This window comes from Sphingobacterium sp. E70 (assembly GCF_019285695.1).
Classification (GTDB): domain Bacteria; phylum Bacteroidota; class Bacteroidia; order Sphingobacteriales; family Sphingobacteriaceae; genus Sphingobacterium; species Sphingobacterium detergens.
The window spans coordinates 5,066,921-5,081,318 of record NZ_CP079104.1 but is presented as its reverse complement, the minus strand read 5'-3'; the positions used below and the strand labels follow the sequence as shown (position 1 = coordinate 5,081,318).

Sequence of the window (14,398 nt, the reverse complement as noted above, 5' to 3'; positions counted from 1 at the left end):
AAAAAATATATTGACTCAATTTCTTTCCGTGTACCTGAACTTTGGTTCCCGCAAAGATTTTCTGTTCCAATTCGTCCCTAATTTCTGGTTGTATGTCATCGGGGCGGCCAAATATCGTCCGAATCTTGTTTCTAAATCCCTTCGCACGATTAAAAGACATCCCTATTTCAAAAGATAATGAAAATGCTGCCAAAGGAACGTGTACCGATGAATGGGTTTGGTCAGCCCATAGACACAGGGTTCTTCTTTCTTCTCAGCAATAAAAGTTCCAAACATTTTATCCCAAATAATCAAAATATCACCATAGTTCTTGTCCAAATAAATCTCATTGCTACTATGATGTACACGGTGATGAGATGGGGTGACAAGAATTTTTTCAAGAATACCCAAACTACCCACCGTTTGCGTATGAGAAAAAAATGGATATACACCATGAACCAATAGGATTGCGGTCATCATAAAAGGTGGAAAACCCAAAAGTGGAATAAAGGCCCAAAACAAGGAACGAAATACTGCCTGAAAAATAGTAATCCTTGCTGCAACGGTAAAATTATAATCTTCACTTTGATGATGAACCACATGTGCTGCCCATAACAGGTTGATCTCATGACTGTAACGATGATACCAATACCACAAAAATCTGTGAATAGAAAAAGTAGGATCCATGTCCAAAGGTTGGCTTCAATATGGAAGATTGCAAATTTTTGATAGATCCACACAAAGAAAAAGTAGAATAAGCTAACTGAAAACATGTCGCACATGCGTTCGACGATACCGACATTAAGATTAGCGATAGATTCATCAAAGGTATAATATCGCTTTTGTTTCTTCAGACTATACCAATACTCCAACAGCATCAACACCAAAAACAAAGGAATAATAAAAGCTAAAAATTAAGTCTCCCTGTATCCATGCTTGCTTATTTTGAAATAATAACTTCTTTGTATCGACCACCTTGTGGAAATAAATTCCAAAGATTTTTTTATTAATTAACAATCTATTCCGAATCAGGTTTTCATTTTATATTTTTCTGTTTATAAAACCCGTATTCTCCCACGAGCATCAACAGTTATGAAAATCGACTGAAGGTTCTTGCTCCCCAATCATCCGGGTATAGCGAGCCCATTGATACCTTAATTAAAAAATAAGAATTAATAAAAACAGGTGTTTCCACAAAAAGCCCTCAAAAAAATTTCTGAGGGCTTATCAAATTATATAAATTCGAGAATAACGTATTCCTTACGATCGCTAGTGCACACTTGACATATCCACCTGGGTTTTGCCCTGTTTGATCATCAGTACAAAAGGTACACAGATTAAAAATACAACCCCTAAATACAGAAACACATCCATGTATGACAATACCGTAGCCTGTTTCATGACAGTCATGTCAAGTATCTGGTGAGCTTTGGCCAGTGCCTCATTTGGGGCAAAGCCTTTCGCCTGAAAACTCATTTGCAATTGTTGCACACGTTGTTGTACCTCAAACTTACTGGGATCCAGGTTAGCGACCAGGTCTACACGATGCTTTTGAGAGTCACGTGCAATAAATGTTGTGATCAACGCAATACCGAATGAACCGCCAAGTTGACGCATCATACCAGTAAATGCCGCTCCTCGCCGATCGACTTACCGTGAAGAGTAGATAGCGATAAGGTCATTACTGGCACAAATAGCAGCCCCAAGCCTACCCCACGGAGGATAAGTGGCCAAAACATGTGTTCCGAACCCGTATCATTTGTCATCAGGCTGTACATCCAGAAACAAAAGCCGAAGAAAATGCTCAAACCCACCGCTACCATATATTTCTGCGGAACACCATTCTGGATCATTTTACCAATAAAAGGCATCATGATTCCGGTCATGATTGAACTTGGTAACAGGAGCAAACCTGCGTCTGTTGCGGTCCACCCCAATATGGATTGTGTATAGATCGGAATAATAAAAGTCGATCCAAATAAACCAAATCCAAGGATAAAACTCATCACAACCCCTACCTGTAGGTTTTTATCACGCAATACCCTTAGGTTAACAATGGGTTTGTCATATACCAGCTCTCGCCAGATGAAGAACAATAAGCCAAATACAGACAAAATCGATAATCCTAAAATTAATGGATCATCAAACCAATCGTCCTGTTGACCATGTTCTAATACAAACTGGAGTGAACCGATAAACATAATCAAAAAGATCATACCAAACCAATCCACCTCTTTTGCCGATTGCTTCTGGCTATATTTCGGACTACGTACAAAGGACAGTGTGAGCAAAGTGGCTATAATTCCCAATGGTACATTGATATAAAAAATATAAGGCCAGGAGAAATTGTCTATGATATAACCACCCAATGGTGGACCCAAGGTTGGTCCAATGATCACCCCCATACCGTAAATCGCTTGCGCCATACTCCGTTTCTCTTTCGGGTAACTTTCGGTGATAATGGTCTGAGCAGTCACCAACAAGGCTCCCCACCCATCCCCTGCAAAAAGCGAAATGCAACAAGCTCCCAGATATTGGTCGCATTACCACATAAAAATGAAGATACTGTAAATATGACAATTGACGCCGCAAAGTAATTACGTCTTCCAAACTGTTGGGACAACCAACTGGTCATTGGAATAACGATTACGTTTGCTATGGCATAAGCCGTAATAACCCAGGCCACGTCTGTCAATGTTGCCCCCAACGAACCTTTCATATCGTTTAGGGCCACATTCACAATCGTCGTATCCACGATTTCCAGCAGGGCACAGAGCACAGCCGTAATCGTGATGACTACGCGTCGAAAACCATATTCAACCAGACTATCTTGTTGATTTAAATTTTCCATAGTTATTGAACATGCACATCTACGTCAGCATTCATGCCCGGTCTGAGCAAAGCCACATTTTCAGCTTTATTATCTTTTGACAATTTGATTTTTACCGGTAAACGTTGTACCGTCTTCACAAAGTTACCCGTCGCATTATCCGGAGGCAGCAAGGAGAAACGTGAACCTGTAGCTGGGGAAAATGAATTGACTTCACCTTCAAATTCGATATTTGGATAAGCATCCACTTTAATACCCACCTTTTGGCCCGGTTTCATTTTTTGTAATTGTGTCTCTTTAAAATTCGCTACGACCCAAGTTTCAATATTATCAACAATGTAAAATAAAGACTGACCAGGGTTGATCATCTGACCTGGCTGCACTTTGATATTGGATACCTGACCATCTACTGACGCCAATACTGCAGTATATGAAAGATTTAATTTTGCAGCTTCCAATTGCGCTTTCGCTCTTTTTATATTCGCCTCAGCCACAGAGGTTTGCTTAGAAGCTACTGTAGTCTTACTCACGATTGCATTACGTTGAGAAGCACTGGCATTACGTTGTTGTTGCAGGATTTCGACTTGTTTATCCGCTTCCAACTTGGTCGTCAAAGCTTGCTCATATTGCTGTTTTGTAATCGACTGATTGTTATATAAATTTTGGTAACGAATGTAATCGTTATTCGCCTGTTTCGCACGGATACGTGCTGCATCAATGCTGCCCGAATTGGACTGTATTGTTGCGTCAGAAATCGCTACATTGGCAGATGATGCTGATACGTCCGCTTTTGATACATCAAAGCTACTTTCCGCAGCCGCCAATGCTGCTGCAGCTTCATCTACTCGAACTTGATAATCTTGGCTTTCGATTGTGAACAAGGTATCCCCTTTCTTCACCAAATCGTTATCCTTGACGTAAACCTTGGAAATAAATCCACCAACCCGAGGGATGATCGGACTCATATTTTTCTCAACCTGCGCATCGTCCGTGGTCTCATGTGCTTGACCATGCAAGTATTTATAACCACCATAAGCCCCGCCAAAGATGACCAAAGCGGCTAGAATAATTGTAAATTTTTATTTGTACCCTTTTTTTTCAGGTGCGTTTTCAACTGTATTTTCCATGTCTAGATTAATTGCTATTTAATGTTTAACGACCCATTTGCCAATTGCAGGTCATAGTATTTTTCAATTGTGTTTGCCTTGCTTATCGCTAGATTTATTTTGCTCTGAAGCTGTTGTACATCAGCGGTCAATAAGTCGTCCGTATCCGCAATACCATTATCATATTTATCCTTTGTGATGCGATAATTTTCAACGGCCTGATCTACCGCCTGATGGTACACCACATCCTGTTTCTGGGCCAACATGTAGTTTTCATTTGCCTGTTGCACCTGAACCTTTACCCGATCGTTGAGCAGTTCCAGATTCTCATCAATTTCCTTGATCCGATTTTTGACGACATTGACCTCCCTTTTGTTCTTATACAAAGAACCAATATCATAAGATACCCCAACACCTACCATTGCCGCGTTGGTTACCGTAACCACCTTCTGTAGACCAAAAGCATTGTAACCTGCCGTTGCCGAAACCATTGGCAATGTCGAAGACTTGGTCACTTTCAATTGATCTTCGGCAACTTTACGTTGAGAAGCTAACGATTTTAGATCCGATCGCTCAGTTTTTGCAGTTTCATAAGAAGCTTTCAATCCGAGATCAATTCCAGTTACCTCAGCCAGATTAATCTGATCCAATTGCGTATCCTCCGCAATTTTTAGCAAATTGGCCAATTGATAATTTAGCACTTTAATGTTCTTCTGCGCTTCCTGGAGCGATACCTGATAATTAGACAGCTGCAATTCCGCTTTAAGCAGATCATTTCTTGCAATCAGCCCATTATCCAACATCGCTTTAAAGTCTGAAACACGTTGCTCAGACTGCTTAATATTTTCAGCGATCAACAAATTGGTTTGCTGTGCTTTATATAAATTCAGATAAAGTGCAATCGCACGTGAAGCCAATTGTTCTTTACTTGCTACAGCGTTCCATTGTTCGGCCTGTAGCGCATCTTTTGCGATCGCTATTCCCCTTTAATCCTCCCCGGTATAAATAGGCATGCTGACAGATGCCTGCCCCAGCCACAGCTGATTTGCTGCGATATCCGGAGCCGAACCACCTCCACCAAGTGCCAACTTCAGATCCACATTCGGTGTGGTCATCGCCATGTATTGCGCGCTCAATTTCGCATCAGGAAGCTGTTTCGATTTGGCACTCTCGACCTCTAGCTGTCTTCCCAATATTTTGGTATCGGCAGTTTTCGCTTCCACACTTTGGTTTGCAGCCATGTGAATTATTTCTTCCAAGCTCAGGTGTTTGTTGTCTTGTGCCAGCAAACCCAGAGGACTCAAAAGCAATAAAGCACTTAAATTGGCCAACTTATTTTTCATATGTCAATAAAGCTTTAATTGTTTTCTGTATAAATTCTGTTAATGTTGTTTCAATATATCGACCATAGCCATCATCATCGGCTATACCCAGTTGATCCTGTAAAAGACCTGGTTCATCTGAAAATTCATAAAGTCCCCATCATCATCGAATGAATCAAAATAGGATCATTGCCCGCTTTAAACACCCCCTCTTCAATGCCACTGTTAATGATCGAAGTGATGACCTCCAGATTATGTATCTTCAATTTTTAAAAGCATCAGATGTCAACATCCGTTGTTTTAAGGTGCTTTCTATTGCAATAACACGGTAGAGTTTCCGATGAGAGTTCATCGATTTGACATACCGATCAACCATCACATCCACTTTGTCGAGTGCATTTCCAACCAAAGAAAGCTCATCCACATTGATCATAAAATCTGGAACACGCCACTCAAAAAAGGTTTCTAGCAATTTGTCTTTCGATCCAAAATAATAGTTGATCATGGCTACATTGACATTGGCCTCCTGCGCAATGTCCCGCACTGAAGCTCCATCAAAGCCTTTTGTTGCAAAAAGTCGCTCTGCGGCAAGGAGGATATCTATTTGCTTCTCGTTAAATTCCATTTAAAACTTGATCTTTTTATAGATAATTGCACCCACTGTTTTGAAGGATAAAATCATCATTTGTTAAATGCGAAGCAAAGTTAAACAAACGTTTAATTTAAACAAGTGTTTAATTATTAAATTTATGTAAAAAAATACACCGAAATCTGGATTCAGACAGCCAAAAAGATCTAACATATTATTTTACAACGAATTAATATTTTAAAAAATAAAACCCATTTATTGCTATTTCAAATAGAATACAGATCTTATGAAAGAAAAAGGGTACACAAAAAATAGAATAGAGTCAATCATAGCTTCAAAAAGGGGTTGAGCTGCTGGAAAGACCATTACCGAATGTATGGTTTGTTTATATATCGCTATTGGGTGAAGCGGCAGAAAAATAGCACTATAAAAAGTATAAGTCCGATCCCCAGCCGCCTATAATGTTCGGGCAAACAGTATAGGCGACTGATAAGAATAAGACTAATGGTTGTATAAAAACTTCTTCTCACTGGGCCTAAAATACCAGGACACAGCAATCAGGACCAGATAAAGTAGTGCCGGAGCTATGAGGCCAAAAGAATCCCCAACAACAATGTGTGAATATAAAGCACCCGTTACCGTGAAGAAAATACCCGCATAAGCCCATTCTTTCAATAGAGGTCTCTTTGGAGATAGCAATGCTACGACTGCTAATATTTTCCAGATTCCCAGTAGTGGGAGGATATAGTCCGGATAACCTAGATGATCTACATTTTGCACCCCTCCTGCTCCCTCAGTTTTTATCCCAAAGATTTGTATAATGGCGGTAGATACCAGCCCCAAGGACAACCATACGGTTGCAATCCAATAAATTATTTTATCCCTCTTTTTCATTATTATTTTGTTTTAGTTTACGATTGGCTATCTGTTGTGATCCCCTAGAAAATTAGCAAGGCTTAAACATGTAGCTACTTGGCTACAAATATACATGTAGTTATTTAACTACAAAACATTTTTTGTTTTTTTTTTCGATTGATGCAGATTTGAATAGTTTTTATTTTCGGTGCCAATTCAGCTCTGAAAAAGATTGGAACAACAATTGTATGCAGTTGAGTCAATATTAAACTTTCAAAGCATGCCATTAAAAGCTTATTTTTTTATCCTGTTCATGGGCCTATCTCTGCTTTCGGTAGCTCAACCCAGACACATACGATTAGTAGATGCCCTTACAGCCGAAAATTTCGCAAAACATTTTAATACAGATACGGTACAGTTAAGCCAAATAAACATAAGCAAAACACCTGCAGGAGTTTTTGTTGCTTACAGAAAAGCTGATACACTTAATTTCAAGCATGAATTTTATAAGAGCTTTGGAGCTGAAGATTACATCAGGGTTGGATTGGCATTTTACGCGAGAAAAGGAAATGACTATCGGCTCTCCTTCAGGAATGACAACGCCTTCTTTTGCGCATCATGCAATAATATGAGCCATTATGACGTAAATGCTAGCAACGATACAGTAAGAATCTCTATTTCATGGGGACCAAACGCCCATGGTCAAAGTGAAAGCTATCACTTTGTCTATCGGCCAGTCCCAAAACGTTGGCAATTAGCCCAAATTAATCGATCAGGCTCAAGTGATATAGGCGAAAGTCGCAAAGAGTATAGGACCTATACTAAAAACACCAAGGTATACTTGGATGACTATTACGCCGAGGGTCTTCCTTATGATTCTACAGTGATCAGCAATCAGGCCATTAGTCTCACTTACCAACCGGGCAATTATGCAGCTTTACTCCGATCGTTCAAAGAAATACCTAAAAACAGTCTATTTTTGCTCCCTAAAGTTTTTAATGCGTCTACAGCTAAGTATTTTATGGAAGCAGGTCTGGACGAGAATCAGCCTGACAATACAAATCCTATTCATGGTAAAAATGTCCTTTCGGCCAATGAGATCGGCTATTTTTTGGAGCAGACGAATCAACTGGATGCGGCGCAAGTTTTTTTAGATAAAGTAATTGAACGTTTTCCTGAGCGTGAGGTCGCCTATTTAAACCGCGGTGATGTATTTTTCAAAAAGGCCAATCTTCGTACAAAAAAGCGGAAAAAGATTACCGTACCTATGTCGAACTAATGAATAAACGTGGCTTGCAGGCAAAAATTCCACAAAGAATAATGACTTTTTAAACACACAATAATCTTTAGCAATTTGCTATTCCCTAATTTAAGATCCGATAGACCATTTCTTTGAGGATCTCCTCACTATTGAAATTGCTAGGTACGTTGACGCCCTTTGATTTCAGGTCAGTGTCTTTGAGTACATTCAGTACATCAAAAGTTTTCCGACGGTTGTAATTTCGGGCTGCCAATTCATATTCTTTTAGGAAAAACGGATGCACCCCAATTCTTTTGCAGCAACGGATTTATCAATGAGATAATGGTATTTTAGTATTTTGGTAAAATAAGTAGCCACCTGCCCGATCACCATGACCAGTGGGTTATTCTTTGGATTTGCCACAAAATAATCCACAATCTGATAAGCTTTCAAGGCATTACGTTTTGCCAAAGCTGTATTGAGCTCAAATACATTGAAATCTTTTGAAATACCAATGTTACGTTCGACATCGTCCATGCTGATCTCCTGACTCTTGGGTACATTGAGCATCAGTTTATCCAGTTCATTAGATACCTTCGCCAGATCATTCCCGAGATAATCCGCGATCAGCGCTGCCGCCTGTGGGTGGATGCGCCAGCCTGCATCCTTTAGATAGCCGCCGATCCAAGGGGCTACTTTATCATCATATAATTTAGCGGCATCGATCACCAATCCAGCCTTTTCAAATACCTTATAAATCTTCTTCCGCTTATCGAATTTCCCGTGTTTATAGCAAAAACCAAGATGGTTGTTGGTGTCAGATGTTCAAGGTATTTGGTCAATAGCTCCTCCGTTTCCGATTTCCACTTCAGTTCCTGCGCTTCCTTTATAATAATCACTTGATGATCGCTCATCATCGGGTATCGTTTTGCCGCATTAACCACTGTAGAAATATCAATATCCTTCCCGTAAAAAACAGATTGATCAAAGCCTTTTGAGCATCATTTAGCACTGTAGATTCCAGTGCGTCCGCGATGGTATCAATAAAATAGCTTTCCTCCCCTGCAATAGGTAGACAGGCTTAAAGGATCTGTTCTTTATATCGGATAAGATCGGATTTATATTCATATAGGCGAAATTACGATTTTACTATCAAATCCGGAGCAACCCAGCGATTAGAATTCGACTTATTATCCAACTTATTTCAACAAAAAGATCTAACCGACTGATTAAAAGAAGTAATGCAAAAAGCAAAAAAACCATGTGAGAGAATCGTTTGATGTACTTTTTTTGCTAAAATTTTAGTATATTTGTGTATGTTTTCACCGACACCACTCAATTTGCCACCATTCAAAGCGAAAATATCCAAAAAGAATAATGCGATTTATATTTTTGATGAGTTGCGAAAAAAAGAACTGGTATTGACACCGGAGGAATGGGTCAGGCAACATTGGATAAACTATTTAGCATTGATCAAGAATTATCCAAAGTCGCTGATGAATATTGAGGGTGGATTGAAACTAAACAGTCTCCAGCGACGGAGTGATTTACTGATTTACAATAGTGCGGGACATAAGGTTGTTTTGGCCGAATTCAAAGCACCGCATATCAAGATCACACAAAAAGTATTCGAACAGATCGCCAATTACAATTCTGTGCATCGGATTCCATACTTACTGGTGAGCAATGGTATAAATCATTATTATTGCAAAGTTGACTTTGAGACCGAATCGTATCAATTTTTAGAAGAACTTCCCGACTATAACGAAATCGGTTAAGGACTTCTATTTGAAACGGATAAAGCACAAGCCCTATTATAAAACGCCTTTCTTTGCTGAAAGAGGCTGTATCGAAAAAATGTAAAGTGGATGTAAAACATCTTTTCAATTTATTTGATTTTTAAAATATAGTTTTATATTAGTCCTACAGAATAGAAAAAATAAAAAGATGAATATAGATAAAAACGAATTCAGAAAATATGCAGTAAAGCATCACCGTATTGGAAGTCAACATGTTGACAGTTTTATTGCCCGTACAGAGACTAGCATTCCAACAAATCTTACACCTTACATCGTTGAGGAGCGTCAATTGAACGTTGCACAGATGGACGTGTTTTCACGTTTGATGATGGATCGCATTATTTTCTTGGGAAGCGGTATCGATGACCAAGTAGCGAATATTATTCAGGCACAATTGTTGTTTTTACAGTCCACTGATGCACAGCGTGACATCCAGATTTACATCAATTCCCCAGGAGGAAGTGTCTATGCAGGCTTGGGTATCTACGATACGATGCAATATATTACACCAGACGTAGCGACCATCTGTACAGGAATAGCAGCATCTATGGGTGCAGTTCTTCTTGTAGCTGGAGCAAAAGGCAAGCGTGCCGCATTACGTCACTCACGTGTGATGATTCACCAACCATCTGGTGGCGCTCAAGGGGTAGCAGCAGATATGGAAATCAACTTGCGTGAAATGATGAAATTAAAGGAAGAATTATATACCATTATTTCAGAACACTCCGGACAAAGCTATGAGTGGGTAGAAAAATCTTCTGATCGTGACTACTGGATGAGAGCCAATGAGGCCAAAGAATTTGGTATGATTGACGAGATTTTACTTCCTAAGAAGGAGATTATTAAATAAAGATGGCGAAGAATAACGATAGAGACATTCATTGTTCGTTTTGTGGAATAAGCAAAAATGAAGCTCAGATGCTCATTGCTGGAAATGGAGCACACATCTGTGACAGATGTATCCAACAGGCAGGGGAAATCTTGGCAGAAGAATTAAAACAACGGAAAAGCAAGACATTACAGACTGCGTTAAAATTAATACGCCCCAAGAGATCAAAACTCACTTGGATCAGTATGTAATTGGTCAGGACGATGCAAAGAAAGTGATTTCAGTAGCCGTTTATAATCACTATAAACGTTTGAATCAAAAAGTGGATAAAGATGAAATTGAAATCGAAAAATCCAATTTGATTATCGTAGGTGAGACAGGTACTGGTAAGACATTATTGGCAAAGACTGTTGCCAAAATATTGAACGTCCCTTTCTGTATCGTTGATGCTACGGTATTAACCGAAGCAGGTTATGTCGGAGAAGATGTAGAAAGTATTTTGACACGCCTGCTTCAAGCTGCCGATTATGATGTTGCTTCAGCAGAACGTGGTATCATCTATATCGATGAGATTGATAAAATCGCACGCAAGAGCGACAACCCTTCTATCACGAGAGATGTCTCCGGCGAAGGTGTACAACAGGCGTTATTAAAGATTTTAGAAGGTACAGTTGTCAACGTACCACCTCAAGGTGGCCGTAAACATCCAGACCAGAAAATGATCGCAGTCAATACCAGCAACATCCTATTTATCTGTGGTGGTGCATTCGACGGAATCAAAAGAAAATTGCGAACCGTCTACGCACACAAACAGTGGGTTATAAGATGAATGAAGACGAAGAGGAAATCGACTTGAACAATCTATACAAGTATATTACACCTCAGGATCTCAAAAACTTTGGGTTGATTCCAGAGTTAATCGGACGTCTTCCGGTCTTGACTTACTTAAATCCATTGGATAAAGAAACCTTGTTGAGTATTTTGACAGAGCCAAAAAATGCTCTGGTCAAACAATACAAAAAATTATTTGAGTATGAAGGCGTCGAATTGAAATTTGATCCCGAAGTATACACATTTATTGTAGATAAAGCTGACGAATTTAAACTTGGAGCCAGAGGCTTACGCAGCATATGCGAAGCAATTATGCTGGACGCCATGTTTGAAATGCCGTCAACGAAAGAGCAAACGGGACAGAAAAGTTTGGAAATCACCTTGAATTACGCGAAGAAAAAATTCGAAAAATCCGATCTGAAAAAGCTTAAAGTCGCTTAAAAAAATCCCGTTCGCTGAACGGGATTTTTTTACCCATGCATTTTAACTGTTTCACTTTGCCGCTGGCTCATCTCATGAATGCTATCCAACAACACATTGCTGAAAGCAATTTAGTGGATAAAAGCGCCTAAAACAAGGCAAAACATAATAAAAAAGAATTTAAAATCTTATATTACAATAATAACGTAGCCATAACGGAATGTTGACAGACAGATAAGAGATTAGTGAAATTAAAATTTAATGACTATGACAAAGAAAACTACAAAAATACTGTAAATAGCCCGATAACACCAGGTTTAAAAACCAAAGAAGAAATCGTGAACAATTGGCTTCCGCGTTATACCGGGAGACCTTTGGAAGAGTTTGGGAATATATCCTATTGACAAACTTTTCGAAATATATTCATCTATTTTCGGAAATGCATGACAATGCGCCTATCTATGGAGAGGACAAACCTATGCAATCCGTGACCGCTGGCGGTATTACCATTATCAATTTTGGAATGGGTAGCCCGATGGCCGCAACGATAATGGATCTACTATCCGCCATTTCCCCTAAGGCCGTGCTATTTTTGGGCAAAACCGGAGGAATCAAGAAAAAGATTCCTGTAGGAGAATTGATCCTCCCTATCGCTGCTATCCGTGGCGAGGAACATCGAATGATTACTTTCCACCTGAGGTGCCCTCATTACCCGCATTTGCTATGCAAAAGCGATCTCCACGACAATCCGTGACCATCAACGAGATTATTGGACAGGAACGGTCTACACTACCAACAGAAGGGTATGGGAGCATGACAAGGCATTCAAAAAGTATCTGAAATCGATTCGGGCCATGTGTGTCGATATGGAAACAGCGACAATATTCAGTGTTGGTTTTGCGAACAAGATTCCGACAGGAGCTTTGTTATTGGTTTCTGATCAACCAATGGTCCCTGAAGGAGTCAAAACTTCTGTAAGTGATGTCACCGTTACAGCGAAATATGTAGAGGCACATATCAGTATCGGTATTGATGCCCTAAAACAACTTATCAATAACGGATTAACTGTAAAACACCTTAAATTTTAAGGGTTGATACAATAAGGAACCCAATATTTTAGTTCACTTAAAAAGTTAAGATCAACTAAAAATGATGAGCCTGATAAAAAATTAGGCTCATTTTTTTTTGATGGAGTTTTATTCCATTCCCTCTAGTCTGCTCCAACTGCACACCACCTGTCTATTTTGTCCTGCTATGGTTAGCTTAATAAACCAAGGATACCGATCAACTAATACCTACTGAAAACTAGACATTTAAAACTAATACATAGAATACTTGATATTAATTGAGCGATTATTAACTATAAATTGAAACGTTAACAAATGTTAATTTACACAATAATTAAACTATTTGGCGTTATATCTTGTAATAGTAACATTACAATAGCACATATATCAAAATTTAATCAAGTATTGTGAAGAAAAAACATTATCTATTTTCAGCGTATCCTTATTGATTTGTTCAATCTTAGCCAGCCAGGTAAGTTGTTCTTCAAGCTCTTCCAAAGAAAATAATACCAATGAAAAACCTGTGGCCCTGCCCGTCTATACAGTTGTAAAATCTGATGCGACCACGATCAAGGATTATCTAGGTACCATTGAGGGAAAAGTGAATGTAGAGGTCCGTCCCCAGGTTGAGGGCTTACTTCAAGAAATCTATGTCGATGAAGGTTCTTTTGTACAAAAAGGACAAAATTGTTCAAAGTAGATCCTTCTACCTATCAAGAAAATTTAAACAACATGGTAGCCACGGAACAGGTTGCGCGGGCCAAACTTAAAAACGCACAATTAGAAGTGGACCGTTTGAAACCATTGGTTCAAAATGACGTCATTTCAGATGTAAAGTTGGCATCAGCCAAATCTGACTATCAAGTAGCAAAGGCAACCCTAGATCAGGCCAGTGCCGCCGTACGTTCTGCGCAGATCAGTAAAGACTTTACGATCATTACAGCACCTGTAAGCGGATATATCGGTCGTATTCCCAAACGTATTGGGAATTTAGTGTCCAAAGGTGACAAAGAGCCCCTCACCTACCTATCCGATATACAGGAAGTCTATGTTTATTTCTCCATGAATGAATCCGACTTCCTCTACTTCTCTAAAGCACAGGCGAAAAAAGACAGCATTGAAGGCAAGAAATACAACCAGAATCAAAAACTGGTATTTCCACTGGTAACGCTGGTTCTCGCCGACGGTGAAGAATATGCGAAAAAAGGGATTGTCGATGCTGTCAATGGACAGATAAACAGAACCACAGGAGCAATTTCTCTACGTGCAACTTTCCAAAACCAAGACAATATTTTACGTTCGGGAAGTAGTGGCACACTAAAAATTGCGGAAGTAAAAAAGATGTCCTTCAGATCCCACAGATTGCCATCAATGAATTACAGGACAAAACTTTTGTCTATATATTGGATCAAAACAATAAAGCACAACGCCGCAATATTCAGCTTTCAGGCAAAAGCAAAGGCAATTATATCGTAGACTCAGGTCTCAAGGAAAACGACCGTGTCATTACCAGTGGATTTGACAAACTAAC

14 protein-coding genes and 4 pseudogenes are annotated in these 14,398 nt (G+C 39.4%); 7 read left to right on the top strand and 11 right to left on the bottom strand.

Annotated features, from left to right (window positions below):
• Positions 1-162 precede the first annotated feature (162 nt).
• The 8 genes and pseudogenes from KUH03_RS36340 to KUH03_RS36305 all read right to left on the bottom strand — a co-directional run bounded on the left by KUH03_RS36340 (position 163) and on the right by KUH03_RS36305 (position 6,720).
• Positions 163-666 carry a sterol desaturase family protein gene (locus tag KUH03_RS36340; RefSeq protein ID WP_257089444.1) on the bottom strand — a complete coding sequence of 168 codons (504 nt, stop codon included), beginning with the start codon at positions 664-666 and terminating at the stop codon, positions 163-165.
• Between the two features lie 582 nt (positions 667-1,248).
• Entirely contained in the window at positions 1,249-1,599 is a 351-nt protein-coding gene (locus KUH03_RS36335; RefSeq protein WP_257089442.1) for a hypothetical protein, read from the bottom strand.
• Positions 1,596-2,698 (bottom strand): annotated as a pseudogene (locus KUH03_RS36330) (DHA2 family efflux MFS transporter permease subunit). The gene KUH03_RS36335 and the pseudogene KUH03_RS36330 overlap by 4 nt, the downstream one beginning before the upstream one ends.
• Before the next feature lie 134 nt (positions 2,699-2,832).
• Positions 2,833-3,864 carry an HlyD family secretion protein gene (locus KUH03_RS36325; RefSeq protein WP_257089440.1) on the bottom strand — a complete coding sequence of 344 codons (1,032 nt, stop codon included), beginning with the start codon at positions 3,862-3,864 and terminating at the stop codon, positions 2,833-2,835.
• 86 nt (positions 3,865-3,950) lie between these two features.
• Positions 3,951-4,616 carry a TolC family protein gene (locus KUH03_RS36320; protein WP_257097666.1) on the bottom strand — a complete coding sequence of 222 codons (666 nt, stop codon included), beginning with the start codon at positions 4,614-4,616 and terminating at the stop codon, positions 3,951-3,953.
• Positions 4,599-5,258: pseudogene (locus KUH03_RS36315) on the bottom strand (TolC family protein); the annotation flags it as partial. The pseudogene KUH03_RS36315 and the gene KUH03_RS36320, both read right to left, overlap by 18 nt.
• 241 nt (positions 5,259-5,499) lie before the next feature.
• Complete coding sequence (locus KUH03_RS36310) at positions 5,500-5,862, bottom strand: TetR family transcriptional regulator (RefSeq protein WP_257089438.1); 363 nt, start codon at positions 5,860-5,862, stop codon at positions 5,500-5,502.
• Positions 5,863-6,327: 465 nt separating this feature from the next.
• Entirely contained in the window at positions 6,328-6,720 is a 393-nt protein-coding gene (locus KUH03_RS36305; RefSeq protein ID WP_257089436.1) for a DoxX family protein, read from the bottom strand.
• 274 nt (positions 6,721-6,994) lie between these two features.
• Between KUH03_RS36305 and KUH03_RS36300 the strand changes: the two genes are divergently transcribed.
• Positions 6,995-7,960 (top strand): hypothetical protein, encoded by a 966-nt coding sequence (locus KUH03_RS36300; RefSeq protein ID WP_257089434.1) that lies wholly within the window; start codon positions 6,995-6,997, stop codon positions 7,958-7,960.
• Between the two features lie 85 nt (positions 7,961-8,045).
• Here the strand turns inward: KUH03_RS36300 and KUH03_RS36295 are convergent, their stop codons facing one another.
• From KUH03_RS36295 to KUH03_RS49720, 3 genes are read right to left on the bottom strand one after another with little or no spacing between them, the layout of a single operon-like run.
• A complete protein-coding gene (locus KUH03_RS36295; RefSeq protein ID WP_257089432.1) occupies positions 8,046-8,195 on the bottom strand; it encodes a hypothetical protein in 150 nt (49 codons plus the stop codon).
• Between the two features lie 11 nt (positions 8,196-8,206).
• Positions 8,207-8,680 carry a DNA polymerase III subunit delta gene (gene holA / locus KUH03_RS36290; protein ID WP_373564884.1) on the bottom strand — a complete coding sequence of 158 codons (474 nt, stop codon included), beginning with the start codon at positions 8,678-8,680 and terminating at the stop codon, positions 8,207-8,209.
• A complete protein-coding gene (locus tag KUH03_RS49720; protein ID WP_373564550.1) occupies positions 8,647-8,865 on the bottom strand; it encodes a hypothetical protein in 219 nt (72 codons plus the stop codon). Before KUH03_RS49720 ends, holA begins: the two co-directional genes overlap by 34 nt.
• 372 nt (positions 8,866-9,237) lie before the next feature.
• On the opposite strand from KUH03_RS49720, the gene KUH03_RS36285 reads away from it, so the two are divergent.
• The 6 genes and pseudogenes from KUH03_RS36285 to KUH03_RS36260 all read left to right on the top strand — a co-directional run bounded on the left by KUH03_RS36285 (position 9,238) and on the right by KUH03_RS36260 (position 14,343).
• Complete coding sequence (locus KUH03_RS36285) at positions 9,238-9,699, top strand: type I restriction enzyme HsdR N-terminal domain-containing protein (protein ID WP_257089430.1); 462 nt, start codon at positions 9,238-9,240, stop codon at positions 9,697-9,699.
• A 169-nt stretch (positions 9,700-9,868) separates the two neighbouring features.
• Positions 9,869-10,570, top strand: coding sequence for an ATP-dependent Clp endopeptidase proteolytic subunit ClpP (clpP, locus tag KUH03_RS36280; protein WP_257089428.1), 702 nt, complete (start codon positions 9,869-9,871; stop codon positions 10,568-10,570).
• Positions 10,571-10,572: 2 nt separating this feature from the next.
• Positions 10,573-11,821, top strand: a pseudogene (gene clpX / locus KUH03_RS36275) (ATP-dependent Clp protease ATP-binding subunit ClpX).
• 224 nt (positions 11,822-12,045) lie between these two features.
• Positions 12,046-12,888: pseudogene (locus KUH03_RS36270) on the top strand (AMP nucleosidase).
• A gap of 424 nt (positions 12,889-13,312) precedes the next feature.
• Positions 13,313-13,567: an efflux RND transporter periplasmic adaptor subunit gene (locus KUH03_RS36265; protein ID WP_257089426.1), complete on the top strand. Its 255-nt coding sequence runs from the start codon at positions 13,313-13,315 to the stop codon at positions 13,565-13,567.
• A gap of 32 nt (positions 13,568-13,599) precedes the next feature.
• A complete protein-coding gene (locus KUH03_RS36260; RefSeq protein ID WP_257089424.1) occupies positions 13,600-14,343 on the top strand; it encodes an efflux RND transporter periplasmic adaptor subunit in 744 nt (247 codons plus the stop codon).
• Positions 14,344-14,398 lie beyond the last annotated feature (55 nt).

Coding starts and splice junctions, on each gene's coding strand:
- KUH03_RS36260 (WP_257089424.1), top strand. CDS start 13,600: ATGGTAGCCACGGAACAGGTTGCGCGGGCCAAACTTAAAAACGCACAA.
- KUH03_RS36300 (WP_257089434.1), top strand. CDS start 6,995: ATGGGCCTATCTCTGCTTTCGGTAGCTCAACCCAGACACATACGATTA.
- KUH03_RS36285 (WP_257089430.1), top strand. CDS start 9,238: ATGTTTTCACCGACACCACTCAATTTGCCACCATTCAAAGCGAAAATA.
- KUH03_RS36305 (WP_257089436.1), bottom strand. CDS start 6,720: ATGAAAAAGAGGGATAAAATAATTTATTGGATTGCAACCGTATGGTTG.
- KUH03_RS36335 (WP_257089442.1), bottom strand. CDS start 1,599: ATGATGCGTCAACTTGGCGGTTCATTCGGTATTGCGTTGATCACAACA.
- clpP (WP_257089428.1), top strand. CDS start 9,869: ATGAATATAGATAAAAACGAATTCAGAAAATATGCAGTAAAGCATCAC.
- KUH03_RS36340 (WP_257089444.1), bottom strand. CDS start 666: ATGGATCCTACTTTTTCTATTCACAGATTTTTGTGGTATTGGTATCAT.
- KUH03_RS36310 (WP_257089438.1), bottom strand. CDS start 5,862: ATGGAATTTAACGAGAAGCAAATAGATATCCTCCTTGCCGCAGAGCGA.